The organism is Nocardia sp. NPDC059240, from assembly GCF_042753865.1.
GTDB lineage: Bacteria > Actinomycetota > Actinomycetes > Mycobacteriales > Mycobacteriaceae > Nocardia.
Genome location: NZ_JBHZAC010000003.1, coordinates 34400 through 57135 on the forward strand (window position 1 = coordinate 34400; position 22736 = coordinate 57135).

Below are 22736 nucleotides of genomic sequence, written 5' to 3' on the forward strand. Positions count from 1 at the left end.
GGCGCGGCGGTCAGCGGGTCAATCGCATGCCGCCGTCGAAGTCGATGGCGGCCAGGTCGGTGCGGTCGGCCAGGCCGAGTTTGACGAAGACGCGGGACAGGTGATGGCCGACGGTGCGCGGGCTGATGAACAGTTGCGCACCGATTTCGCGGTTGGTGAGGCCGGTGGCGGCCAGGCGCGCGATCCGGAGTTCTTGCGGCGTCAGGGGATTCGCGCGGACCTCTGGGGTGGTCACGGAGCGGTCGCCCGCCAGCTCGAGTTCACGGCGTGCCCGTTCCGCCCACGGCGTCGCGCCCAGACGCTCGAAAACCTGCAGTGCCGAGCGTAATTGGGTCTGTGCCTCGGCGCGGCGGCGGACTCGGCGCAGCCACTCGCCGTACAGCAGTTCGGTGCGGGCCCGTCGGGTGGGCCAGGTCGGCGTCGGGGTCGCGAGGGCTTCGAGGTAGTGCGGCTCCGCGTCGGCGTCGTCGGCCAGCAATGCCCGCGCGGTCGATGCGGCGGTGACCGCCCAGTCGGCCCCGGTCCGGTCTCCCCAGGACTCCAAGATCGCCGAATGTGTTCGCGCGTCGTCGATTCGGCCCGCGCGCACCGCTGCTTCCACCGCGTCCAGCGCCGTCAGCGCGGCGAAGACCGGGTGCCCGGCCGGACCGCCGGGCGCGGCGATCTCGGCCAGTTCCCGCAACGCGGTCTCCGGCTCCCCCGCACCCAGGGCGATGAGGGCGCGTACCCAGTAGACCGGCGCGACCAGCGAACGGGCATTACGGCCCAGACTCGCGTCCAAGGCTGTCGCACACCAGGATTCGGCCTCCGCGATTTCGCCGCGTACCGCCGCCAGCCAACCCAGCACCGTCGCGGCCAGGGCGGTGGTATTGGGCGTGTCCTGCGATTCGCTCAGCCGTAAGGCTTCGGCGGCATCGACGGCGGCCTCGTCCCAGCGGCCTGTGAGGACCTCCAGAGTGGCCCGTTGCGCGAGCACATTGGCCAGCCAGCACACATCCCCGCGCACCCGCAGCGCGGCCGCCGTGTCGCGCAGCATTCGGTCCGTCTCCTCCGAATGCCCCAGTGCCACTGCCAATGTGGGCGGTGGAATCCGCCAGGGCTGTGCCACCGGATCCAATCCGGAGACATCCATCAACGCGGCCGCCTGTCGATCGTCGAATCCCGTGCCGACCGCCCAGGCCGCACGGTCGGCGAGTCGCCACAGTTCGGTCGCGGTCGCGGCGTCGACCATTTGCGCATCCCGCAACAGCAGTTCCCGTGCCGAGGCGTTGTCGCCCTGCGACAGCGCCGACAGGCCCAGGATGCCTCCGCCCGCCCGCGTCACCAGTTCCCGTGAACCCCGGGATTCCGCCTTCGCCCACAAGCTTCGGGCCAGGACCGCGTCACCGCCCTGCCACGCCAACCGGGCGGCGCGGGCCAGCCGGATCGCGGCCGCCGTGTCGGTGACCGACAGGTCCGCGGCGCGCAGCAAGGCCCGTGCCGCCGACAGCGGCGCGCCGTGCGCGACCGCCCGTTCGGCGGCCTCCTGCAGCATCCCCGCCACGGATTCACTGGGCGATTCGCTGAGCGCGGCCAGCTGCCAGGCCCGGCGATCCGCATCCCCGGCCCGCTCGAACGCGGCCGCCAGCGCGCGATGCGCCGCCCGCCGCTGGGTGGTGGACGCGGCGTCGTAGTCGACCGCGCCGATCAGCGGATGCCGCAGTTCGACCCGCCCGTTCACGACGGCGATCAGCCCGGTGTCTCGCGCGGCGTCCCAACCGGATTCGCGAACACCCAAGGCGGTCACGGCCGTCCGCGCCACCGCCGGATCGCCGCCGTCCTGTGCGGCGAGCACCAGCAATACCGTGCGCACGTCCGGGGCGAGCGCGTCGATGCGCGCTCCGAAGGCCCGGCGCAGGCGGGGGCCGACCGGGAGCGGGCCGTCGCCCAGCAGGGCAGATTCCAGCGAATCGAGCGGCAGTTCTCGCAATGCCAGTGGGTGACCGCCGGTCGCGGTCACCATCCGGTCGGCGAGCCCGCGCGCGATGCCCGGGTCGCGGTCATACACCAGCCGGACCGCGCTCTCGTGGTCGAGACCCGCCAGCCGCACGACGCGAGCCGAATCCCAACGGCCCTCGGAGACATCATGATTCGCGGCGCCGAGCAGCACGATGGGATCCCCGCCCAGCCGCCGCGCGAGGAACCCCAGACATTCCGTCATGGCCGGATCCAGCCAGTGGATGTCGTCGATCACGATCAGCACCGGCTGGTCCGCGGCCAGCTCCGAGACCAGCGTGAGCAGCCCGGCACCGACCAGGAACCGGTTCGCACCGGACGTGTTCAGACCCAGCGCGCACCGCAGCGCATCGGCCTGCGGCGGCGACAGGGCATCGACGCGCTCGGCGACCGGTGCCAGCAACTGCGGCAGCATGGCATACGGCAGCTCCGTCTCACGCCGCGTGCCGCGACCGTACAGGATCCGGAAATCGGCCGCGCTCCTTGCTGTTTCGCGCAGCAGGGTGGTCTTGCCGATTCCGGGCTCACCCCACAGCAGCAGGGCCGAGCCCCGACCCGCGCGCGCCACGTCGAGTGCCCCTTCGAGCACCTCGAATTCGCCGGCACGCCCGTAGATCCGGTCGCCGTGCTCGTCACGGCGGCACGGGACGGTGTCGGCCGTCATCCGTACCCGGCCCATTCGGTCAGCGTAGTCGCAGTTCGGGACGCGATATCGGTCATCGCATGGGTCGATCCGGTCGTCGATACCGCACGCCCGGATGGCCTACTCGCCGACCGATGCCCCCATCCCACGCGGCTGGATATTTTCGCAACGAAGTACCGATTCTCCGGTGCGAAAAGGAGAGGAATGAAACTGAGGTATTCGAAATCGTGCGTCGCGCTGGCGCTGGTCGCCATCGGAGCCGCGAGCGTGTTGAGTAGCTGTAACAGTTCATCGAATTCGAGAAGTTCGGCCGGCAGTACGACGGTGAGCGGCGACGGGCAAGGTCCCGCGCGCAACCCGTATCTGGCCGCCGACAAATACGCGGTGACCCATCTCGACTCCGCGCAGAGCGACAGTTTCACCGATCCGGTCCCGCGCGGCACATTCCGGGTGGACCCCAAGCAGATGCCGAGGGTGGCCACCGGACCGGTCAACATCATCACCCTGGCCTCCACGTCGCCGCAGTACCGGTGGATCTCGTCCTCGCAGGGCGTGCGCTATGTCGACGTGTCCAACGGCGGCTTCCGTGAGGTGGCGGCCATGAATACGCCGGGCTCCAAAGCTCTTTCCCAGCAGCAACTGGATGCGGTGCTGGACCAGAACTTCACCAGCACCGACCAGATCCAGACCGCCGTGCGCGACGATTGGGGCATCGACTGGACGCGCCTCATCAACGGCGTCTACGGCCTGGTCGACAAGGACAATCGGGTCTATTACACGACCCAGGACGCACAGCTGCTGGTCTTCGGATTGAAGAACAAGGACCGGCCCGAGGACGGCATCGAACTCGCCGGGCAGGTCGATCTGAAACCGTTCCTGAGCAAGAACGCGACGGAGTTCGGTCACCCCGAGGGCGTGGTCGGCGTGAACATGACCTACGACGGAACTCTGATCGTGGTGTCCAATCACGGCATCATCGCCCTGAACCGCGATCTCAGCGGCACACCGCAGCGCATCGATTTCGGCCCGGGCGAAACGGTCTCCAATTCCATGGCCATCGACGACAAGAACGGCATCTACGTCGCCTCGGACCGGGTGATGCGCAAGATCGTGTGGACGGGCACCAGGCTGTCCACCGACGAGGCCGACGGCGCCTGGTCCTCGCCCTACGATTTCGGCCGCCAGCCGCCGACGGTGAAATTCGGCACCGGCACCGGTTCGACACCGACCCTGATGGGCTACGGCAAGGACAATGACGAACTCGTCGTGATCACCGACGGCTCCGATCAGATGAAGCTGGTGGCGTTCTGGCGCAACAAGATTCCCGAGGGCTTCCAGCAGAAGCCGGGCACGAAATCCAACCGCATCGCCGACCAGGCGCAGGTGACCGCCGGATTACCGGACCCGAAGCCGGAATTCATCCAGTCCGAGCAGTCGGTGGTGGTCGACGGCTACGGCGCGTTCGTGGTGCAGAACATCGGCGCGGGCGGCGCCCCCGATCACCTCACCGATGTGCTCGCCAACGGACCTGTGGACGCACCGCCCCACGGCATGCAGCGCTTCGAATGGGATCCGAAAGCCCACCAATGGAATTCGGTGTGGGCGCGCGGCGACGTGGTGTCCACCTCCATGGTTCCGGCGGTCTCCACCACCTCGGGCATGGTGTTCGTCAACGGCTACAGCAAATCCGACGGCTGGGAGGTGACCGGCCTGGACTGGAAGACCGGAGAAACGGTGCACCGCACCATCTTCGGTCAATCCAACCTCGGCAACGGCGCCTACGCGATCGTCGAGGCACTGCCGAACGGTGACCTGCTGTTCAACAGCGTCGGCGGCCCTTTCCGCGCCAAGATCGCCGACAAGTAGCGACCGGTCAGCTGGTCTTGCGGACCAGCGGCACGCGCCGCCGCCGGCGACGGCTCGGCGGCGGCGCGGGTGAGCGCCGCGAGCGGCCGTAGCGCAGCAACTGCATCAGCAGATCCTCGGCCGCGCGGTACCGGGGAATGTCGACATAGAGCCGCCAGGCGACGTCCGGATCGCCGGCCTCGATCACGGTCACCCGCACCGGCATCACATACCCGGCGATCCCGGCGTCCGAGAGCGCGAAAAGCACTCGATAGACGTGTGATTCCTCCAGATCGGCGAGGGCCGCGAAGGCCCGCGCGTCGAGGCCGTTGCTCAATCCGCGCGCCGGAACCCAGTACGCGGTGCCACGACGCTCGGCCCATGGATCGGGAATCTCCCGTGCCGCCGTCATCGCACCTCCCCATCCCACTCACCGATTCCTACCGCCACTCCACGATTCTCACCCGAACCGGCGGCGGCCGCTGGGCTATCTGCCCAGCACGGCCGCCGCGTTGGCGTCGAGGACCGCGGCGGCTTCGGCGGCGGGCAGCGCATCCTCGATCGACGTCACAGCGCGGCGCAGCAGATCTCCGCTCTCGTAAGGGAAGTCGGTGCCCAGCAGGAGGCGGTCGGCGCCGAAGGACTCCGCGGCGGCACGGATGGCCGGGAGGTGGCCGTGGCCGACGGTGTCGAACCACATGCGCCGGGCCGCGACGCTGGGCTTCTCCGGGGTGTCCGGGGATTCCCAGTGGTACTGGTTGTCGGCGCGTTGCAGGATCATCGGCAGCGCGCCGCCGAGGTGGGAGCCGATGAGCTTCAGATTCGGGTAGCGGCTCGGGATCCCGGCGAGGATCAATTGCATTGCGGCGATGGTGTCCTCGACCGGTGCGCCGACCATCCAGCGCATGTGATGGTCACCGATCAGCCCGGTGCCCGCGTCATGGCCGGAGGGGTGGATGTAGAGGACCGAGCCGCGGCGGTCGAGCTCCTCGAACAGTGGCGTGAAGAGCGGGTCGGCCAGCGAGCGGCCGAGGACGTCGGTGGTGACGGTGGCACCGGCCATGCCCAGTTGATCCAGTGCGCGCGTGAGTTCTTCGAGCGCCGCGTCGACATGCGGCAGCGGCAGCGCGGCGAAGGCCGAGAACCGGTCCGGCCATTCCGCCACCACCTCCGCGTACAGATCGTTGGCGACCTTCGCCGAATGGATCGCCGCGGCAGGGTCCTCGAAATGCGGGTTCTGCGGCGACACCGACAGCACCTGATGCTGAATGCCCGCCGAGTCATTGAGCTCGAACCGCGCGGTCAGTTCCTTCTCCGTGCGACCGGCCCCCATGCCGCGCTGCACCGCGGTATCGGTACGCCCGTAGCTGTCGAGCAGATCGAGGTACTCCTCGGTCCAGAGATGCGCGTGAATGTCGATGCGAGTCATCTTTCGGACGGTAGTGCGCGCCGGCAACGCTCACAGCTGGTCTTTTGCGACAACAAAGGGGCATTCGACGCCACTGCCACGCGACACCCACCCTCTGTGAGAAGGTGTGCTTTCACTCGCGAATTCGGTGCTGCCGATGCCGGTTACGGGTGCCGAGGAAATCCCGGATGAAGGAGTGGCTTGGTGGAAGCGGCGTTCGATGTGGATCAGCTGGTCGGGCATTGGTATCGCACGGACGACTTTTACGAGGTGGGGCGGGAGAAGATCCGCGAGTACGCGCGCGCGGTGCAGGACTTCCATCCGGCGCACTGGAGTGAGGACGCGGCCGCGGAGCTCGGATACGCGGGTCTGATCGCGCCGACCACGTTCATCTCCACCACCGCCATGCTGGCCAACCGCAGGCTGCTCGAGACGCTGTTGAGCGGCTACGACATCGTCGTGCAGACCGATCAGGTTTTCGAGATGTACCAGCCGGTGGTCGCGGGCGACCGGTTGAACAGCGAGGTCGAACTGTCCTCGGTGCGCCGCATCGCCGGTAAGGACCTGATCACCATCACCAATACGTTCACCGATCAGGCCGGGGACGTCATGCAGGTCATGCACACCACCGTCGTCGGCGTGACCGGCGAGGAGGTCGGCGCCGATATCGGCGAGACGCTCGAACGGGTCATCATGAGCGGCCTCGACTCCGCGTCCCGCACGGTGATTTCGCCGGACGACGAGCTATCGGCCGTGAAACCGGAAGCCGACGCGCGCCTGTCCTCGATCTCACGAACCCGGCTGCCGCGCACCGCCCTTCGCTTCGAGGATATCGCCGTCGGCACGGAACTGCCCGCCAAGACCGTCCGGCTGACCCGCGGTGATCTGGTGAACTATGCCGGGGTCTCCGGCGACGCGAACCCCATCCACTGGCACGACGAGATCGCCACGCTGGCAGGGCTTCCCGACGTGATCGCGCACGGCATGCTCACCATGGGCCTGGGCGCGGGATTCGTCACCGGATGGCTCGGTGACCCGGGCGCGATGATCCGCTACGGGGTCCGGCTGTCGAACTACACGATCATCGAGGCCGACACCGCCGGCAGCGTCGAGTTCACCGGGCGCGTCAAGTCGATCGACGCCGAGGCCCGGACCGCGGTCGTCGTCATCGTCGCGAAGTCGGCCGGGCGCAAGGTCTTCGGACTGGCCACCGCGGAAGTCCGCCTCGCCTGATCGGGCACAGCGCTCACCACCGATTTCGGCCGCACCGATGAATTTGCGCTGACCGGGTCGTCGCTACCTCTGGATCGACCGATAGCGGTGGGTCCCAGCGGAATCGAACGATCCGGACAGGCATCCGGACGGGGTGAGCAGGAGGCGCAATGAGCGGTACCAGGGTGTTGGTGGCGGGGGCGAGCATCGCGGGGCCCGCGCTGGCCCATTGGCTGCACCGGCGCGGGGCCGAGGTGACCGTGGTGGAGCGGGCACCCGGGCTGCGTCCCGGCGGGCAGGCGGTGGACGCACGCGGGGTCGCCCGGGAGGTCATCCGGCGCATGGGGCTGGACGAGGCGGTGCGCGCGGCCATCACCGACACCGCGGGCGCGCACACCGTCGACGCGGAAGGCACGGTGCTGGAGAGCTTTCGCGCCGAGGACGACGGCGGCGACGGGTACATCTCCGAGATCGAGATCCTGCGCGGCGACTTCGCCCGGGTGCTGTGGGAGGACACCCGCGACGGCGTCGAGTACCTTTTCGGCGACCGCATCGCCGAACTCACCCAGGACGCGGACGGCGTCGACGTTGTCTTCGAGGGCGGCGACCGCCGCCGCTTCGACCTGGTGATCGGCGCGGACGGCCTGCACTCGTCGTTGCGCGCCATGGTCTTCGGCCCGCACGAGCAGTTCGTCCGCCACCTCGGACACGCGCTCGCCTTCTACACCGTGCCCAACGAATTCGACCTCGACCGCTGGCTGCTCGACTACCACGAAGTGGGCCGCACCGCGGGCCTGCGACCCATCCAGGACGCCACCCGCGCCATGGCCCTGTTCTCTTTCGCCGCACCCGAACTCGACATCGACCACCGCGACATCGACGCCCAGAAACAGCTGCTGCGCGAACACATGACCGGTATGGGCTGGCTGACCTCCCTCATCCTCACCCATCTCGACGACACCCCCGACTTCTATCTCGACCAGGTCGCCCAGGTGATCATGGATCGCTGGTCGACCGGCCGGGTCGCGCTCATCGGCGACGCCGCCTTCAGCTCCTCGCCCCTGTCCGGCCAAGGCACCGGCCTGGCCCTGGTCGGCGCCTACCTGCTGGCCGGAGAACTGGCCGCCGCCGACTGGAATCCCGAACCCGCCTTCACCGCCTACGAGAAGCGCATGCGCTCCTTCGTGGAGGCCAATCAGGAAATCGGCCGTCTGAACGCCCACAGCCGCGACATCCCCGACCCGGATGTCGAGCCGTCGGAACCCGAATGGGACCTCGACCTGATCAATCGAGCCATCAACGGCATCGACCTCCCCGATTACGCCGATCTGCCGGACTCCCGGATCTCGTAGCGGATATTTGTCGCCGGGTCGCAACGTCGGTGGAAGGATGGGTTGATCAAGATCCGCGATCATCGATCCATTCGAGGCGCACCATGTTCCACCCTCACCTTCCCCGCGTTGCGATTCTCGCCGCGGCGGCATCCGCAGTCGTGGCCGCCGGTCTCGCGGGGGCCGATACCCCCGCATCGGTCACTGTCGAAACCCAACTCGCCTACCAGGTGACCACCTTGACCATCAACGGCACCGCCACCTGCCAGGGTGGCGGCACCGCCGGCGTCACCGTCGTGGACGGCTCGCTGGACCAGATGTTCGAGGGTGGCATCGGCGGCCCGATCGCCATCCAGCTCGACGGTCCGGTCCTGGTTAACTGCGATGGCAGCCTCCAGCATTGGTCGGGCAATCTGGTCGCCCCGGGCCGGGTCCTGCCCAACAGCTCCGGCGGCCAACTGACGGTCAACCTCTCCCAGGGTCAGACCACCCTCGCCACCACCGGACCACACCCGGCCTACATCGTCCGCTGAGGCGATCGCTGCTGCTCCCGAACCTGGGAACGGTGTGCGAAGTTCCGGAGCAGCCGCACGTAGGCACTGTGGTGGCTGCGCGGCGGTGTGCCCGGGACCAGGGCGGTTTCGGCGCGGTCGAGTGAATCTTCCAGCGCCGCATCGTGCATCGGACGCCACAGGAGCGGCCAGCTGAGCCGGGCGCTGCCGTGTGTGCGCATGACGATTTCGTGGGTCAGGCGGGTGTGAGTCGCGTCCAGTTCCTCGACGAGGAATCCGTGGGTTCCGTCGAAGCCGCGTGGGCGCTGGAACCGGAACGTCACCTCTTGTCCCGGAACGTATTTCACGCAGGTGTAGCGAATCGGCCCGTGGCCGCCGACCGCACCGGCGGCGAGCGGGATATCGAAAAGCATTGCGGGCCAGCGGTCGACCGGCCACAGGCGATCGTCGTCGGTCGCGAGGGTGTCGAGTAGCCGCCCGACCGCCTCGACGTCCGCGGCGATCACCCGGCTGTGGACATTGCGCACCATGAGCTGCACCTTTCATTTAGCGATTACTCTCTAATTGCAATTAGAGGCTAGTCTCTAGAACGTGTCAAGAAAGCCAGCTCACACCGCCGACTCACTCCTGGACGCGGCCGCGACCCTCGCCGCCACCGACGGCCCCGCGGCGGTCACCATGAGCGCGGTAGCCGCGGCCGTGCGCGCGCCGAGCGGCTCGGTCTACTACCGCTTCCCGGACAGATCCGCACTCTTGGCGGCCCTGTGGCTGCGCACCCTCGACCGTTTCCAATCCGGCTTCCTCGCCGCATTGACACTCGACCCCCCACAACAGGCGGCGATCCAAGCCGCCCACCACGTCACCGACTGGTCCCTGCACCACCCCACCGACGCCGCGGTCCTGCTCGCAGGACCCGAATCCTTCGGATCAGCCCAATGGACCGACGAAGCCCGCGCCGCCGCCGCGAACCGCCAAGACCACCTGAACGCAGCAATGCGAAACCTGGCCGCACGCCTCGGCTACGACGACCGCACCGACCACGAGCGCCTGGCCCTCCTGATCATCGAACTCCCCTACGCCGCCGTCCGCCGCTGCGCCCGCAACCCCGCCGCCTCCCTCCCCGAAGCCGCCCAGGCCGTCGACCAGATCGTCCGCGCCGCAATGAATCCCACCGTTCCCTGACCAACCACGGTGCGATATCAGGAAGCATCAGGTTCAGAAAGCACTTGCTTCCCGATGGAGTGGCCGATGTTCACCGATGAACAGTTCCAGCAGGCGCTCGGGCAATTCCAATGGCTCATGCGCGGTGCGGGTTTCGCCAACCGACTGGTCACCGCACTGCACCGCTCAGGGTTCGGGGATCGCCAGTAGTGTCGCGGCGGCGGTGACGGCGGCCGATTCGACGGCGGGGGTGAGGCGGGAGCGCGGGGTCAGGGCGATTTCGTTGAGAATGGTTTGGGCCGCTTGGATTCTGATGCGGGCGGTGACCGGGTCCCAGGCCGGGTGGACCTGGACGGCCAGGTGGATCCATTCTGCGATGTAAGAGTGCTGGGCGGAGCGTGTGCGATGCCGGTCGGCTGCGGGGAGCTGCACGGATTCGGAGACCAGCAGCTGGACCAGGTCGGGGTTCTCGAAGACGAAGGCCCCGTAGCTGTTCAGCAGTCTGCGCAGGGCGTCGCTGGGGTCGCTCGCCTGGGTGAACGCGCGGTTCATGCCCATGCGCAGCCATTCGTCGCCGCGGAGCATGGCGGCTACCAGGATGTCGGACTTGGCCGGGAAGTGGTTGTAGACGCTGGGACCGGCGATGCCCGCGGCCGCGCCGATGTCGTCCATGCTCACGCCGGCGAAACCATTGCGGGCGAACAGTTTCGACGCTTCGACGAGGATGGTCTCACGACGGGAGCCGGTCGGGACGAGACCCGCGCCGCCGGCGCCGCCGGTCGGCTGATCGCCCAGGGCGGCGGGGGCGTCGACGGTCTCCGAGACGAGTTCGCCGAGCAGCGTCGTGAATCCGGGTTCGGGCAGCGACAGACTGTGGAACGACACGCTGATGCCGACCGCGAGCGCGCATCGCGCCAGCAGCTCGCACTCTGCCGCGCCCAGATCGGGCCGGCGCTGCCCGATCAACTCGGTGAGCCGCGCCATGATGCGAGCGCTGACGGTCCGCAGTTCGGCGCGGTGGTCGGCGGACAGATGCCGCGCCTCCCGCCGCCACAGCACTCCGATGGTGCGGCGTTCCAACGCCACCGCCGCCAGCCGCTCCCCCACATCCGCGGGCGACGCCGCGGCCAGGGCGGACTCCACGGAGTGCAGCGCATCGCCGACGACGCTGGCCAGCAGCGCCTCCTTGCCCCGGAAGTGCCGATACAGCGCCGACGGGCCGATCGCCACCGCCTCGGCCACCTCGCCCATGCCGACGGTGGCATACCCCTTGCGGTAGAACAGCTCCGTGGCCGCCCGCACGATCAGCTCCCGCCGGTTCGCGGGCCGGGTGCCGCGAGCCGGACTGATCAGCGCCTGCCGGTCCGGCCCGGATGCCACGTCATTCCTCCAGTCTTCGCCGCGCTGGTGCACCGGCGATCAGGTCTCATGTCTACCGCATGGCCCGCAACCCGACGCCGGGGCTCGGAGGCTTCCTCAGATGGTGAAGCCGCCGCCGCAGATGAGGGTCTGCCCGCTGACGTAGTTGGAATCGGGGGTGCAGAACAGGTAGACGGCGCCCGCGGCCTCTGTCGGCGTGCCCGCGCGGCCGAGCGGGATCATCTGCTCCATGGCGGCAAGGAGATTCGGGTTCACACCGACCTTGAGCTTCTTGCCTTCGATGTCGATGGTGCTGTCGCCACCGGCCGAGGCCTCGGTGAGGCGGGTCTTGATGAAGCCGAACGCGACCGTGTTGACGGTGACGTTGTAGCGGCCCCATTCCTTGGCGATGGTCTTGGTCAGGCCGGTGATGCCGGCCTTCGCGGCGGAGTAATTCGCCTGTCCCGCATTGCCTCCCGTGCCCGCCATGGAGGAGATGTTCACGACCTTGCGGCACGGGATCGGCTCGCCCGCCGCCTTGGCCTGCTTCGCCTGCGCGGCGATGATCGGCTGGGCGGCGCGCAGAATCCGGAACGGGGCCTTGAGGTGCACGTCGAGGATGGCGTCCCACTGCTCGTCGGTCATCTTCTGGATCACCGAATCCCAGGTGTAGCCCGCATTGTTGATGATGATGTCCAGGCCGCCGAAGGAGTCGACCGCGGTCTGCACGAAGCGTTCGGCGAAGCCTTCCTCGGTGACGCTGCCCGCGCATTCCACGGCCTTGCCGCCCGCGGCCTCGATGGCGGCGACGGTTTCCTTGGCCGGTCCGGCATCGAGGTCGTTGACAACCACCGATGCGCCCTCGGAGGCGAGTTTCAGCGCGATCTCACGGCCGATGCCGCGACCCGAGCCGGAGACAATGGCGACCTTGCCATCAAGAGTTCCCATGGTGTGCAATACCTTTCAGAGTGCGACGACGGCGTCGCCGGTGAGTGTGACGGTGCCGTCCGCGAGGGCGACGACGAGTTCGAGGGTGGCGCGGCGTTCGCCGTCCACCTCGTCGACGGCGACGACCTTGCCGGTGGCGGTGGGCTGCCCGAGGACCGGGGTGATCGCGGCGAACCGCACCCGATAGGACCGAAGCTGTTGCTGTGGAACCCAGTCGGTGAGCAGCCGCCCGAGGTAGGCCATCGACAGCATGCCGTGGGCGAAGACATCGTCGAGCCCGGCGGAACGGGCCACATCGATATCGATGTGCATCGGGTTGTGGTCGCCCGACGCACCGGCGAACAGGGCCAGGGTGGTGCGTGAGATCGGCCGAATCCGCAAGGGCGGCAGTTCGGTTCCGACTTCCACGGCTTCGAGGGTGCTCATTGGCCTGCTCCCAGGTTGCGCACGACGATCACGGATTTCAGGTCGGCGACGGCGCTGCCGTCGGCGCGGGTGATCGCGGTCTCCTTCACGATGAATTCGAGCGCGCCACCCTTCTTGCTGTACACGTCGGTGATGCGCGGGGAGGCGGTGAGCACGTCACCGGGGTACGCGATCGAGTGGTAGGCGAACGACTGCTCGCCGTGCAGGATGAAACGCAGGTCCACACCGGCCTCGGCGAGGAATCCGAACGCGTCCGGGCTGTCGAGTTCGATGGCGAACAGGAACGTCGGCGGCACGGGCAGGTCGGCGTATCCGGCGGCTTTGGCGGCTTCGACGTCCGTATAGACCGGATCGGTCTCGCCGATGGCCTGTGCGAAGAAGCGCAGACGACCGGCTTCGACGGTCAAATGCATTGGGGGGAACTCTTTCCCGATGATGCCCGGATCCACGGCCATGCTCAGCTCACCTTCTCGTAGAGGGTGACGACGGCCGCGCCGCCGAGCCCGATATTGTGCTGCAACGCCACTGTCGGCTCGCCGTCGACCTGGCGTGCCTGGGCCTGACCGCGCAACTGCCACACCAGTTCCGCGCATTGCGCCAGCCCGGTCGCACCGAGTGGATGCCCCTTGGACAGCAGGCCGCCGGATGGATTGGTGACAACCCGTCCGCCGTAGGTGTTGTCGCCGTCGTTGATGAACTTCTCGGCCGTGCCCTCGGGGGTGAGCCCGATGGCCTCGTAGGTGAGCAGTTCGTTGGCGGTGAAACAGTCGTGCAGCTCGACCACGCGAATGTCGTTGGGAGACACCCCGGATGCCTCGTACACCTGCTGTGCGGCAGCCTTGGACATGTCGTAGCCGACGATCTTGGTCATGTCCTGCTCGGTGAAGGTCGACGCGAAGTCGGTGGCCATGGCCTGCGCCTTGATCACGACGGTGGCGTCGATGCCATTGGCCTTGGCGAACTCCTCGCTCACCAGGACCGCGGCCGCCGCGCCGCAGGTCGGCGGGCAGCACTGCAGCCGGGTCAGCGGGCCGTAGATGTGCGGCGAGGCAAGGACTTCCTCGACTGTGACCGGGTCGCGGAACACGGCGTACGGATTGTTGGCCGCATGCCTGCGGGACTTGACCGAGATCTTGGCGAAGGTCTCCGGCGAGGTCCCGTACCTCTCCGCGTACTGCCGTCCCGCGCCACCGAACATCTGTGCGGCGAACGGTGATTCGTCGCGCTCCTGAATCCGGTCCATCACCTCGTTGAACCGATCGAACGGCGTGGGCCGGTCGGTGTAGCCCATTGCCAGCGCGCCGCGCTGCATCTGCTCGAACCCGACCGCGAGGGCGACATCCACCGCACCGGATTCCACGGCCTGACGCGCGAGGAACAGCGCCGAGGACCCCGTCGAACAGTTGTTGTTCACGTTGATGACCGGAATACCGGTCTGCCCCAGGCCGTAGACGACGGCCTGCCCGCAGGTGGAGTCGCCGTAGACGTACCCGGCGTAGGCCTGCTGGATCTTCTCGTAACCGATTCCGGCGTCGGTCAGTGCGGCCCGCGCCGCCTTCGTCCCCATCACGTCGTAGGTCTCGGTCCGGCTCGGCGTGGTGAAGGGAATCATCCCCACACCCGCGACAACGACACGTCTGCTCATATCAACTTCCTGATCGGCGAAACTATTGGACGTTCACTTAGTGAACATCAACTGCGTCATATACACAATAGTGTGATCGCTGTTACGCTACCGCTCATTCACATAACGCGGTTCTGGAGGATCCATGGCGACAATCGGTGAGACACTGCGCTCGACGGCGAAGCGGGTTCCGGACCGTGAGGCGCTGGTCTTCGGCGGTAGCCGCCGCACCTACGCGCAGCTCGATGCCGAGGTCGACCGGGTCGCGGGCGTGCTTGCCGCGCAGGGCATCTCGAAGGGTGATCGCCTGGCCTTGATGGCGACCAACTCCGACCGGTTCGTCATCGTCTTCTATGCCGCGCACCGCTTGGGCGCGATCTTCGTTCCGGTCAATCCGGGATCCGCACCACCCGAACTCGACTACCTGATGCGTGACTCCGGTGCGGCCGCACTGGTTTTCGATCCCGCGGTCGCGCCCGTCGTCCGTGTGGCCGTCGACAACGGCCTGCCCGAGACGCTGCGCACCTTCGCGATCTCCGAGACCGAGGGATTTCCGGATCTGTTCGCGATGGCCGCGGCCTACGACGGTCCGCCGGTCGATGTCGCGGTCGACGAATCCGATGACGCACAGATCCTGTACACCTCGGGCACCACCGGATCACCCAAGGGCGCGTTGTTCGATCACCACCGTCAACTGTGGGTGGGGATGGGGATGATGGCGAGCGCCGGCCTGCGCGACGGTGACCGGATCCTGCATGTCGCGCCGCTCTACCATGCCGCGGAGCTGTGCATGCTGATCATTCCCGGCACGCTGGTGGGCGCAACACATTTCGTGCAGGACGGATTCGATCCGGTCGCGGTGCTCGACGCGCTCGAGCGCGAGCGGATCACCCTGTTCTTCGGGGTCCCCACCATGTACCAGTTCCTGCTCCGGGTGCCGGGTTTGGCGGAGCGCGACCTTTCCGCCTGGCGCACCGGCCTTTTCGGCGCCGCACCCATGCCGGCCACCGCGGTGGAGCAGTTGGTCGCGACGCTGCCGGACGTCGAGTTCGTCCAGGCGTGCGGTCAGACCGAGGCCGGACCCGGCGGCATCTTCGCCAATCACGCTCAGGTGCGCGAACGCCCCGACGCCAGCGGCCGTCAGGCGTTGCCGATGATGGAATGCCGAGTCGTCGATGCGGACGGCAACCAGGTGAAGCAGGGTGAAGTCGGCGAACTGCTGTTGCGCGGGGAAACCGTCATGAAGGGCTACTGGAACAAGCCCGAGGCCACCGCCGACACCATTCGCGACGGCTGGCTGCACACCGGCGACCTGGCCCGCCTCGACCCCGACGGCTACCTGACATTGGTCGACCGGCTCAAGGACATGATCATCACCGGCGGCCGCAACGTCTACTCGGTCGAGGTCGAGAACGCCCTCGCCGCCCACCCGTCCATCGTTGACGTCGCGATCATCGCCCGCGCGCATGCCGAATACGGCGAGAGCATCGTCGCCGTGGCCGTGCTGAAAGACGGCGCGGCCCTGACCCTGGACGCCCTGCGCGACTTCTGCGGCGCACACATCGCCCATTACAAGTTGCCGCACGACCTGGTGATCACCGACCGGATTCCCCGCAATCCCTCCGGAAAAGTCCTCAAACGCGCACTGCGGGAACAATTCTCGGACGCCTCATGAACGCAAGCAATGCCGTCACCCTGGACCGGCGTCCCGGCGGCGTCACAATCCTCACTTTGAATCGCCCAACTGTGCTCAATGCCATCGACTTCGAGATGGCCGGACAACTCGCGACCACACTGGCCGACCTCACCAACGACGACCAGACCTCGGTCCTCGTGATCACAGGAGCCGGGCGAGGCTTCTGCTCGGGCGCAGACCTCCAAGCGCTCGCCGCAGGATTGCCCAACTGGCCATCGAAACTCGACATGATGCACTACGTCACCCGCCCGATGCGCGAACTCAACCGCCTACCGCACCTGACCATCGCCGCGGTCAACGGCCCCGCGATCGGCGCAGGCTGGGGCCTGGCCATGGGCTGCGACATCAGAATCGCAGGCCCCACAGCCCGCTTCGGCGCCACCTTCATCCGCCTCGGCCTAGGCCCCGACTACGGCCTGTCCCAATCACTTCCACGCACGATCGGCCGAGAACGAGCCATCGAACTACTGGCCACCGGCCGCCTGATCGACGCCGAGGAAGCACATCGAATCGGCGTGTTCTCAACCAGGTCGGAAGACCCACTGTGCGCCGCGATCACCCTGGCCGACACCATCGCAGCCGCACCCCTCCGCGCGATCCGATCAATCAAATCAACCCTCGACCGCGCCACCCACGCCACTTTCGCCGACGTCATCACCAACATCGAAGCCAACGCCCAAGCAGCCCTCTTCGACCACCCCCACTTCGAGTCCGATTCAGCCGCCTGGTTCGCCTACCACACCCCCGATCACTGACCCCGGTGCGGACACGATCTAAACACTCTCTGTCGCCTGATGTTTGACACGCCTTGGTTTGGACAACCCGGGCATGTCAGCACAATTACAGAACGCGTGTTCGAATGGATCGCTATGTTCGCTGAGTGCCGTCCATCCGCCACGAGATTCCATTGCAGTTGTTGCGCCACCGTCCAGAAATCGCGCCCCGAATCGCTCGGACGGTACTCGGGTTGGCGATTCCCGAACTGCCGTGCTGGCGGCCAGGTCCCGAGACGGTCACGCTACTGTCCCCGGGGGAGCTGCATCTGGATATCGTTTTGGTCGGCTCAACCACCGATCAACCCGAGTTCGCGATCATTCATGAAGTCCAGAACTCTTGCCGGGCTCCAGATCTCGAGCGCATAGCACTGAGTTGGCCCGCCTATGTCACCCATGTCCGGCAACGGCTCGGCTGCCCGGTGGTGCTGCTGGCCTTCTGTCCCGACGAATCGACCGCCCGCAGGGTCGCCGTCCCCGTCGAAACAGGCCACCCGGATTTTGTATTCCGGCCGCGTACCTATTGGCCGGGCATGCTGCCCGCGATCACCACCGTCGCCGAGGCCGACCGATGGCCGGAACTTGCTCTACTGTCCGCGCCCGGACACCTGGACGATGCCGAGCGCCGCAATGTTCTCGCCATGGCGCTGGAGGCGATGCAACACCTCGAGCCCGACTTGCGTGTCCACTACCATGACTACATCAGCAAATGTGTACCCGCCCGGTACCGGAAGGAGTGGGAGGAGCTCGTGGCAATGGCGATCGAGAACTACCACTGGGAGAGCGACTTCGCGCACGAACACCAGGCCATAGGCCGAGCTGAGGGCATAGCTGAAGGCCGTGAGGAAGCCCGCGCAGCGCTGGCCGGATCGGTCCTGCGAATTCTCGAACGCCGCGGGCTCGCGATCGGCGAGGCCGCCCGTGCGCGTGTCACCGACTGCTCGAATCTGGATGAGCTGGCCCACTGGTTGGACCTGGCCCTGGTCGTGGACTCCGCCGAGCAGCTCTTCAACCTCAATACACGCCCACAGCACGAAACGTAATAGCGAGTCCGTCGAATGGCGCCGCTCCTTGGGTCCGGATGCCCTGAGAAGCCATCGATTTGTGACCGATTTCAGATGAGGGTGTCGAGGTCTAGTCGGTACCACCTGTCGTTCACGATGGCGTGGAGGCTCTGGCCGCGGCCGATGAGGTGCGTTTCGCGCGGTGGTTCGGAACCGTCGGGCATCGTCAGCCGGTACTGGTTGGTGACGTCGAAGGAGGACGGACCGAGTCGGCCTGCGCTGATTCGGTTTCCCTGGCCAGGGGAGCCGCCGACCAGTGCCATGGTGTGGTCGGGGGCGACGAGAAGATGTGCGGCGCCGGTGATCTGGTTGTTCCACGCCGTTACCTGACCGTCGGCGACGGACACGATCGGGAAATCTGTGTAATAGCTAGCCCACACGGTCTCGTCGACTGCGTTGAGCGCATAACAGTCGGTGATCGGGCCGATGTTTTCCGGAGAGCGGTACCGCCATTCGGGTTGTAACTGGAGATCGAACGCGAGGAGTCCCGATGCGCCGATCGGTTCTGGCGTGCCATTGCGACCCCAGCCGTAGTTGCCGATTACGCCTTCGTCGAAATAGCCGACCCAGATCCGATCAGTGGGAGTCACCACGATTCGGTTGATGCCATCGCCGAGGGTCCCTGTGCGCACGACCGAGCCCTCAGCGTCGTAGACGACCGCGTTGTGTTGGGCCCCGGTGTCCGCATTCCACCGACACCGCGCACCCGCCAGCAGCAGGCCGCCATCGGAAAGGGCCTGCACTATCGGGTGGGCGATGCCCGGATCCTCCAGTGCGGTCACCACTGTCGATTCCGAAGTCTGTGTTGTGACGTAGACGGTGGCGCCGCCGGTAGTGCGCGCGTCGGGGAAGATCGCGCCGCCCTGACCGACAGTTCGTGCGCGCATCGCCTCGCGGCCGGCGGGTGTGGACCAGAGTGCGGTCAGCGCACCCGACGCTGCGACACCGACGGTGACCAGCACCGCCGCCTCGACAGGTGGCGCCAGCCGTCGATGCTCCCGCAACGCTGCGGGCGAAAGTCGCTGAACCTCTTCACGGCGCTGGGCCATGCGCCGCTCGTAATCTGCCCTGCTCATAGTCGGAACCGTAATGGGCCGAACTCCGAACGGCTCGGAGCGATCGAGTTGGATTGTGTCGCGATCCCGATGTGCTCGGCGGTCCGCGGTGTTCAGGGATTGGCTTTCGAAGGGGTGCTGGCGCATAGGGCTGCGGCGAGGGCGGCGCGGATGTCTGTGTCTTGGGTTTGGGTTTCGCCGGGGTAGAGGTTGGCCATGATTGTTGCGCGGCGGCCGTCGGTGGTGGTGGCGCCCAGGGTTTGGAAGCCTTGGATGCCGCCGTCGTGTCCCCAGTAGAGGCCGCCGCAGGGTAGGGGGGTGCTCTGGAGACCTAGGCCGTAGGCGTCTTGGGAGGAGTCTGCGGTTGGGTGAGTTTTCATCATTTCCTGGAGTTCGGGCGAGTGTAGGAGGCCGCCGGTGATTAGGGAGTCGAGGAGTTTGTTCAGGTCGGCTGCGCTGGAGATCATCGAGCCGGAGGCGCCGGCGATCGACGGGTTGAAGGTGGTCAGGTCGGTGGCGGCGGTGCCCTGTTTTATGTAGCCCTGTGGGTGGTCGCCCGGGATGGTCGAGTCGTCGCCGGGGACGGAGGTGTCGGGGAGACCGAGGGGCGCAATGATGCGCTGGGTGATCTCCTCGCCGTACGGCCGGCCGGTGAGCTTCTCGATGAGGATGGCGGCCAGCAGGTAGTTCGTGTTGGAGTATGCCCAGCCGGTTCCCGGCGGGAACGTCGGCGGGTGAGCCAGCGCGAGGTGGACCAGATCCAAGGGATCATGGTGTGCGAGAGGATCTTTCAGGACTTGATCCAGGGACAGGTCGTCGAGGTAGTCGGGCAGCCCGCTGGTGTGCTGGAGCAGCTGCCGCACTGTGATGGCGTGCCCGTCGTAACCGTTTCCCTGGATCATTCCGGGCAGGTATTGCTCGATCGGCGCGTCGAGTTCCACTCGGTGCTCACTCACGAGTTGCAGGACCACGGTGGCCACGAACATCTTGCTCATGCTGCCGATGCGAAACCGGCTGTCCTCGGCCATCGCCGCACGGGTCTCTAGGTTGGCGACACCGCTGCTCAGCACGGTCCGGCCGCGCACATCGTGCACCTCCAACAGCACCCCCGGTGCGCCGTCGACTGTTGTCAACCGCTGCAGAATGGTTCGTACGTCGGGATAGCTCGGCGAGACCGCGGTATGGAAGGTGTTCGCGGCCCCGCACGCGGACAGGGTAAGTGCGGCCGTAGCGCAGATAGCGCCGAAAACGTAGGCATACCTGCGCATTTGGTCCTCCAACAGATCGACAGGACCCATGCTAGGAAGCTCCGTCCAGACGCACCTCACCCCTGAGAGCCAGCTGGTCGGCCGCGATCCGGTACCCGAGTATCAGACTGCGCTCGAGCAGGCTGATCGCGGCCTTATGCGGACGCCGACTCCCGAGCCGACTTCAGCTCCCGCTCAACCAGCTCGGCCTCGGATCGCCACTGCTCGGGCGAGACGATGGCGGGTAGCGGCGGGTCGAAGCGGCGGTGACCGTCGAGGCTCGCACCCCGGGTCAGCAATCGCAGGGGCGGCACCAGCATTCGCGCGGCGTGAGCTGCCAGCTTCATGGTGCGAGCGGACACGCTGCTCGGTGCGAGCGGAGACAATTGCAGGGCCATGAAGACCAGGTCCCAGTCTGTGTCGATGTGGGTGATCTTGAAATCCGGGGTGAGGGTGTAGCGGTCGACGCCGATGAAGTTGAGGCAGCGGCCCGTCGGCGGGAGGACGATATCGGTGCCGGGCAGTTTCATCGGTCCGGTGAAGCGGGCGATGCCACGCCAGGGGATCACGATGCGCCACTGGTCTTCGAAGTAGTCGGAGTAGGGCAGGGAGCGGTTGGTGCCGTCCTGGGCATAGAAGGCCATGTCGGGGAAGGCGGCGAAGCAGGAGGCACAGTTGGCGAGGGTTTCCTCGCGGTCGACGCGCTGGTTCTGGAAGGTGGAGCTGTCGATGAACCCGCACGCCGGGTCCATGCAGTCGCGGAGTTTGTCCACGCTCTGAGTGGCCCAGGCGTCGAACCAGCGGCGGCCGAAGTCGTGGATGCCTTTGGCAGGCAGGCCAATTCGGACGGCTTCGTCCTCCTGCCGCTGGGTCTTCTGCCAGAACTCCGGCATGAGCGCCGCATACTGCGCGTGTTCGGGAGACGGACCGAGGTGATGGAGTGTCTTCAAGGGATTCGCCTTTCGGGTGTCAGCGGTGTCGGATGCGGGCGGGCAGGCCGCCCGCCAAGCCGGTGGAGACGCGGATCCGGTGTCTCGGTTGCCACCCGTCACGGACGTGAATCGTGTAGCGCTGCAGGATCGCCGCCAGCGTGATCACGCCCTCGAGATAGGCCATGCGCGATCCCATGCATTTGCGCGGCCCGGTGTTGAACGGAATGAAGGCGTTGCGGTCGATGTCGTCGGCGAGAAACCGCTCGGGCCGGTAGATCTCCGGCCGCGTCCAGAATCGTGGATCATGGTGCAGGCCATAGGGAGAGATGACGACGTGCGAGCCCGCGGGGATGAAATACCCGCCGATCTCGTCGTCCTCGAGGGCGGTACGAATATTGGCCGGAGCGGCCTGAATTCGCTGCGCCTCGTCGAAACATGCTCGTAGCCAAGGCAATCGAGACACGTGGCCGTACTCCAACGAGCCACCGCCGAGGCCGTCCACTTCCTCGTAAGCCCGAACCAGCGCAATGGGATTGCGCGCCAGCAGCGCCAAGGTCCAGGCCAGCGCCTCGGCGGTGGTTTCGAAGCCGGCGAAGACCAGCCCGGACAGCTCCGAGCGCAGTCGCCGGTATCGCTCCTCGGGGGTGCCCGGAAATTCCATGCCGAGCAGCACATCCATGATGTCGACGGGAGTGCGCGGCCCTTCGGCATAACGCCGGGCGATCTGACTGTCGAGGGCGGCCAGCAATTGCGCTTTGGCGCGTTCACCTTTCGTCTGGAACGGCCGGGGCACCCGCCCCGGCACCCCGTAGGTCACCGCCCGGGCGACGACGTAGCGCCCGAAGTCGCCGACGCCCTCGACATAGGCGTCCAGTTCCTCGGTGGTGAGCACCGCGCTGAACATGGAGCGCATGAGCCCGTCCATGACGACGGCGCCGAGTTCATGCTCGAGATCCAGCGGTTGCCCCGCACGCAGTCCCCACAGTTCGACGCGTTCGGTGATGGCCGCGATCATCGCCGGGCTGATGCCGGCGAGTGCCTTCTCCCCGAAATATGGATTCAAGGGCCGACGGGTCCGCTTCCACTCGTCGCCTTCGAGTAGCGGCAGGGCGGGCGGCTCGCCGAGCACAAGCTGTTGTGTCGCAATGTGTTTGGCGTAACGCTGGTGATGCCTGGTCATGATGTGGTCGACATGATCGGGGTGACTGACCAGCGTCATCGTCCAGCCCCGCAAGGGAACCGGGATATCGACGACGTCGCCGCATCGTGCCGCGATCACAGGCAACAGCCCGTAGGGGCGCTGCACGGATCGCGCTGCGATCGCCCCCAGCGTTGCGAGGCTCGGGCCGGGTGGACGGCTTGCGAGGGTTGATGCGATTGACGTGGGATCGATGTCCTGAGCGACGTTGCCCATCTCGGACTCCTCATCGTGTGTCCTACTTTCCTGAATGTAGGACACCAAGACTCGAGGGTCAAGGGTAGTACGGGGACCAGGAGGTAAGGTG

22 protein-coding genes are annotated in these 22736 nt (G+C 66.9%); 9 read left to right on the forward strand and 13 right to left on the reverse strand.

The window, feature by feature from the left end; translation table 11 throughout:
* Positions 1 to 10: 10 nt before the first annotated feature.
* On the reverse strand, positions 11 to 2674 hold the full coding sequence (locus ACFXHA_RS10390) for an AAA family ATPase (RefSeq protein WP_379355138.1): 2664 nt from the start codon (positions 2672 to 2674) through the stop codon (positions 11 to 13).
* Positions 2675 to 2962: 288 nt separating this feature from the next.
* Here ACFXHA_RS10390 and ACFXHA_RS10395 point away from each other — a divergent pair, with 288 nt between their 5' ends.
* Positions 2963 to 4504, forward strand: coding sequence for a hypothetical protein (locus tag ACFXHA_RS10395; RefSeq protein ID WP_379355140.1), 1542 nt, complete (start codon positions 2963 to 2965; stop codon positions 4502 to 4504).
* 7 nt (positions 4505 to 4511) lie between these two features.
* Here ACFXHA_RS10395 and ACFXHA_RS10400 read toward each other — a convergent pair whose 3' ends face one another.
* Positions 4512 to 4895, reverse strand: a complete 384-nt coding sequence (locus ACFXHA_RS10400; protein ID WP_379355142.1) for a hypothetical protein — start codon at positions 4893 to 4895, stop codon at positions 4512 to 4514.
* A gap of 75 nt (positions 4896 to 4970) precedes the next feature.
* A complete protein-coding gene (locus ACFXHA_RS10405; RefSeq protein WP_379355144.1) occupies positions 4971 to 5912 on the reverse strand; it encodes an amidohydrolase family protein in 942 nt (313 codons plus the stop codon).
* Positions 5913 to 6092: 180 nt separating this feature from the next.
* Between ACFXHA_RS10405 and ACFXHA_RS10410 the strand changes: the two genes are divergently transcribed.
* The 3 genes from ACFXHA_RS10410 to ACFXHA_RS10420 all read left to right on the forward strand — a co-directional run bounded on the left by ACFXHA_RS10410 (position 6093) and on the right by ACFXHA_RS10420 (position 8967).
* The gene (locus ACFXHA_RS10410; RefSeq protein WP_379355146.1) at positions 6093 to 7124 is read left to right on the forward strand and encodes a fused (3R)-hydroxyacyl-ACP dehydratase subunits HadA/HadB; all 1032 of its coding nucleotides are present in this window, start codon (positions 6093 to 6095) and stop codon (positions 7122 to 7124) included.
* A 149-nt stretch (positions 7125 to 7273) separates the two neighbouring features.
* A complete protein-coding gene (locus ACFXHA_RS10415) occupies positions 7274 to 8455 on the forward strand; it encodes an FAD-dependent monooxygenase (RefSeq protein ID WP_379355148.1) in 1182 nt (393 codons plus the stop codon).
* A gap of 83 nt (positions 8456 to 8538) precedes the next feature.
* Complete coding sequence (locus tag ACFXHA_RS10420; protein WP_379355150.1) at positions 8539 to 8967, forward strand: hypothetical protein; 429 nt, start codon at positions 8539 to 8541, stop codon at positions 8965 to 8967.
* On the opposite strand, the gene ACFXHA_RS10425 is transcribed toward ACFXHA_RS10420, so the two are convergent.
* The gene (locus tag ACFXHA_RS10425) at positions 8952 to 9476 is read right to left on the reverse strand and encodes an SRPBCC family protein (protein WP_379355152.1); all 525 of its coding nucleotides are present in this window, start codon (positions 9474 to 9476) and stop codon (positions 8952 to 8954) included. The two genes, ACFXHA_RS10420 and ACFXHA_RS10425, sit on opposite strands and share 16 nt — an antisense overlap.
* 61 nt (positions 9477 to 9537) lie before the next feature.
* Between ACFXHA_RS10425 and ACFXHA_RS10430 the strand changes: the two genes are divergently transcribed.
* The gene (locus tag ACFXHA_RS10430) at positions 9538 to 10128 is read left to right on the forward strand and encodes a TetR/AcrR family transcriptional regulator (RefSeq protein WP_379355154.1); all 591 of its coding nucleotides are present in this window, start codon (positions 9538 to 9540) and stop codon (positions 10126 to 10128) included.
* A 66-nt stretch (positions 10129 to 10194) separates the two neighbouring features.
* A complete protein-coding gene (locus ACFXHA_RS10435; RefSeq protein ID WP_379355156.1) occupies positions 10195 to 10317 on the forward strand; it encodes a hypothetical protein in 123 nt (40 codons plus the stop codon).
* On the opposite strand, the gene ACFXHA_RS10440 is transcribed toward ACFXHA_RS10435, so the two are convergent.
* From ACFXHA_RS10440 to ACFXHA_RS10460, 5 genes are all read right to left on the reverse strand, one after another.
* Positions 10294 to 11487 carry a TetR/AcrR family transcriptional regulator gene (locus ACFXHA_RS10440; protein ID WP_379355158.1) on the reverse strand — a complete coding sequence of 398 codons (1194 nt, stop codon included), beginning with the start codon at positions 11485 to 11487 and terminating at the stop codon, positions 10294 to 10296. The genes ACFXHA_RS10435 and ACFXHA_RS10440 overlap by 24 nt on opposite strands.
* Positions 11488 to 11583: 96 nt before the next feature.
* Positions 11584 to 12414 carry an SDR family NAD(P)-dependent oxidoreductase gene (locus ACFXHA_RS10445; RefSeq protein WP_379355160.1) on the reverse strand — a complete coding sequence of 277 codons (831 nt, stop codon included), beginning with the start codon at positions 12412 to 12414 and terminating at the stop codon, positions 11584 to 11586.
* A 15-nt stretch (positions 12415 to 12429) separates the two neighbouring features.
* Complete coding sequence (locus tag ACFXHA_RS10450; RefSeq protein ID WP_379355162.1) at positions 12430 to 12840, reverse strand: MaoC/PaaZ C-terminal domain-containing protein; 411 nt, start codon at positions 12838 to 12840, stop codon at positions 12430 to 12432.
* Entirely contained in the window at positions 12837 to 13295 is a 459-nt protein-coding gene (locus tag ACFXHA_RS10455; protein WP_379355164.1) for a MaoC family dehydratase N-terminal domain-containing protein, read from the reverse strand. Before ACFXHA_RS10455 ends, ACFXHA_RS10450 begins: the two co-directional genes overlap by 4 nt.
* Positions 13296 to 13297: 2 nt before the next feature.
* The gene (locus ACFXHA_RS10460; protein WP_379355166.1) at positions 13298 to 14485 is read right to left on the reverse strand and encodes a lipid-transfer protein; all 1188 of its coding nucleotides are present in this window, start codon (positions 14483 to 14485) and stop codon (positions 13298 to 13300) included.
* A gap of 124 nt (positions 14486 to 14609) precedes the next feature.
* On the opposite strand from ACFXHA_RS10460, the gene ACFXHA_RS10465 reads away from it, so the two are divergent.
* The 3 genes from ACFXHA_RS10465 to ACFXHA_RS10475 all read left to right on the forward strand — a co-directional run bounded on the left by ACFXHA_RS10465 (position 14610) and on the right by ACFXHA_RS10475 (position 17976).
* Positions 14610 to 16139, forward strand: coding sequence for a class I adenylate-forming enzyme family protein (locus ACFXHA_RS10465; RefSeq protein WP_379355168.1), 1530 nt, complete (start codon positions 14610 to 14612; stop codon positions 16137 to 16139).
* Entirely contained in the window at positions 16136 to 16915 is a 780-nt protein-coding gene (locus ACFXHA_RS10470) for an enoyl-CoA hydratase/isomerase family protein (RefSeq protein WP_379355170.1), read from the forward strand. Before ACFXHA_RS10465 ends, ACFXHA_RS10470 begins: the two co-directional genes overlap by 4 nt.
* A 212-nt stretch (positions 16916 to 17127) precedes the next feature.
* On the forward strand, positions 17128 to 17976 hold the full coding sequence (locus ACFXHA_RS10475) for a hypothetical protein (RefSeq protein WP_379355172.1): 849 nt from the start codon (positions 17128 to 17130) through the stop codon (positions 17974 to 17976).
* A gap of 71 nt (positions 17977 to 18047) precedes the next feature.
* Here the strand turns inward: ACFXHA_RS10475 and ACFXHA_RS10480 are convergent, their stop codons facing one another.
* The 4 genes from ACFXHA_RS10480 to ACFXHA_RS10495 form a co-directional block, all read right to left on the reverse strand.
* The gene (locus ACFXHA_RS10480; protein WP_379355174.1) at positions 18048 to 19073 is read right to left on the reverse strand and encodes a hypothetical protein; all 1026 of its coding nucleotides are present in this window, start codon (positions 19071 to 19073) and stop codon (positions 18048 to 18050) included.
* 92 nt (positions 19074 to 19165) lie between these two features.
* Positions 19166 to 20320, reverse strand: a complete 1155-nt coding sequence (locus tag ACFXHA_RS10485) for a serine hydrolase domain-containing protein (RefSeq protein WP_379355176.1) — start codon at positions 20318 to 20320, stop codon at positions 19166 to 19168.
* 134 nt (positions 20321 to 20454) lie between these two features.
* Positions 20455 to 21249: a nuclear transport factor 2 family protein gene (locus ACFXHA_RS10490; protein ID WP_379355178.1), complete on the reverse strand. Its 795-nt coding sequence runs from the start codon at positions 21247 to 21249 to the stop codon at positions 20455 to 20457.
* Positions 21250 to 21268: 19 nt separating this feature from the next.
* On the reverse strand, positions 21269 to 22645 hold the full coding sequence (locus ACFXHA_RS10495) for a cytochrome P450 (RefSeq protein WP_379355180.1): 1377 nt from the start codon (positions 22643 to 22645) through the stop codon (positions 21269 to 21271).
* Positions 22646 to 22736: the final 91 nt, after the last annotated feature.

Coding starts and splice junctions, on each gene's coding strand:
- ACFXHA_RS10390 (WP_379355138.1), bottom strand. CDS start 2,674: ATGGGCCGGGTACGGATGACGGCCGACACCGTCCCGTGCCGCCGTGAC.
- ACFXHA_RS10400 (WP_379355142.1), bottom strand. CDS start 4,895: ATGACGGCGGCACGGGAGATTCCCGATCCATGGGCCGAGCGTCGTGGC.
- ACFXHA_RS10405 (WP_379355144.1), bottom strand. CDS start 5,912: ATGACTCGCATCGACATTCACGCGCATCTCTGGACCGAGGAGTACCTC.
- ACFXHA_RS10415 (WP_379355148.1), top strand. CDS start 7,274: ATGAGCGGTACCAGGGTGTTGGTGGCGGGGGCGAGCATCGCGGGGCCC.
- ACFXHA_RS10420 (WP_379355150.1), top strand. CDS start 8,539: ATGTTCCACCCTCACCTTCCCCGCGTTGCGATTCTCGCCGCGGCGGCA.
- ACFXHA_RS10425 (WP_379355152.1), bottom strand. CDS start 9,476: ATGGTGCGCAATGTCCACAGCCGGGTGATCGCCGCGGACGTCGAGGCG.
- ACFXHA_RS10435 (WP_379355156.1), top strand. CDS start 10,195: ATGTTCACCGATGAACAGTTCCAGCAGGCGCTCGGGCAATTCCAATGG.
- ACFXHA_RS10445 (WP_379355160.1), bottom strand. CDS start 12,414: ATGGGAACTCTTGATGGCAAGGTCGCCATTGTCTCCGGCTCGGGTCGC.
- ACFXHA_RS10450 (WP_379355162.1), bottom strand. CDS start 12,840: ATGAGCACCCTCGAAGCCGTGGAAGTCGGAACCGAACTGCCGCCCTTG.
- ACFXHA_RS10455 (WP_379355164.1), bottom strand. CDS start 13,295: ATGGCCGTGGATCCGGGCATCATCGGGAAAGAGTTCCCCCCAATGCAT.
- ACFXHA_RS10460 (WP_379355166.1), bottom strand. CDS start 14,485: ATGAGCAGACGTGTCGTTGTCGCGGGTGTGGGGATGATTCCCTTCACC.
- ACFXHA_RS10465 (WP_379355168.1), top strand. CDS start 14,610: ATGGCGACAATCGGTGAGACACTGCGCTCGACGGCGAAGCGGGTTCCG.
- ACFXHA_RS10470 (WP_379355170.1), top strand. CDS start 16,136: ATGAACGCAAGCAATGCCGTCACCCTGGACCGGCGTCCCGGCGGCGTC.
- ACFXHA_RS10480 (WP_379355174.1), bottom strand. CDS start 19,073: ATGAGCAGGGCAGATTACGAGCGGCGCATGGCCCAGCGCCGTGAAGAG.
- ACFXHA_RS10485 (WP_379355176.1), bottom strand. CDS start 20,320: ATGCGCAGGTATGCCTACGTTTTCGGCGCTATCTGCGCTACGGCCGCA.
- ACFXHA_RS10495 (WP_379355180.1), bottom strand. CDS start 22,645: ATGGGCAACGTCGCTCAGGACATCGATCCCACGTCAATCGCATCAACC.